Annotated in this window: 1 protein-coding gene; it reads left to right on the top strand. The window is 61.7% G+C overall.

The genetic code is table 11. The features are described 5' to 3' along the window. On the top strand, positions 1-618 hold a 618-nt coding region (locus PKE99_RS39295; protein WP_438865949.1), incomplete at both ends, for a recombinase family protein.

The raw sequence follows: 618 nt of genomic DNA, 5'->3' as shown, positions 1-618 counted from the left end.
ATTTCTCAATGATCATTGGTTATGCCCGCGTTTCGACCGACGACCAGCGCCTGGATTTGCAGCTTGCCGCGCTGAAAGAGGCGGGTTGCAAAAATATCTTCCAGGACCACGGCGCCACCGGTTCACACATGGATCGTCCGGGGCTGGAAAACGTGCTGAGAGCGCTGAAACCCGGCGATACGCTGGTGGTCTGGAGGCTCGACCGGCTGGGGCGGTCCCTGACCGATCTGGTGAGGTTCATCGAGGAACTCGGCGAAAGGGGATGTGAGTTTAGATCCCTCAACGAAGCGATCGACACCAGCACGTCAGGTGGGCGGTTGATCTTTCATATCATGGCCGCCTTTGCCGAGTTCGAGCGCAATCTCATCAGTGAACGTACACGGGCCGGGTTGATTGCAGCGCGTCAACGCGGACGGCGTCTCGGCAGGCCGCCGATTGCCCTGAGCGATTGTGATCTGTCCGAAGCACGGCGTGCGCTGGTGGAAAGAAGGGAAAGGCTCGGGGAGATTGCCGCCCGCTATCGGGTTTCGCCCAGCACCCTGCGCCGCCGCCTGAGCGCAGAAGGGCAGGAAAGGCGCGAACCATCCCAGAGACCCCGCAATGGGGCGGGCAGAGCGC

It is taken from the genome of Pseudonocardia halophobica (assembly GCF_027922425.1).
Classification (GTDB): domain Bacteria; phylum Actinomycetota; class Actinomycetes; order Mycobacteriales; family Pseudonocardiaceae; genus Pseudonocardia; species Pseudonocardia halophobica.
This window is presented reverse-complemented; position numbering and strand designations above follow the sequence as displayed.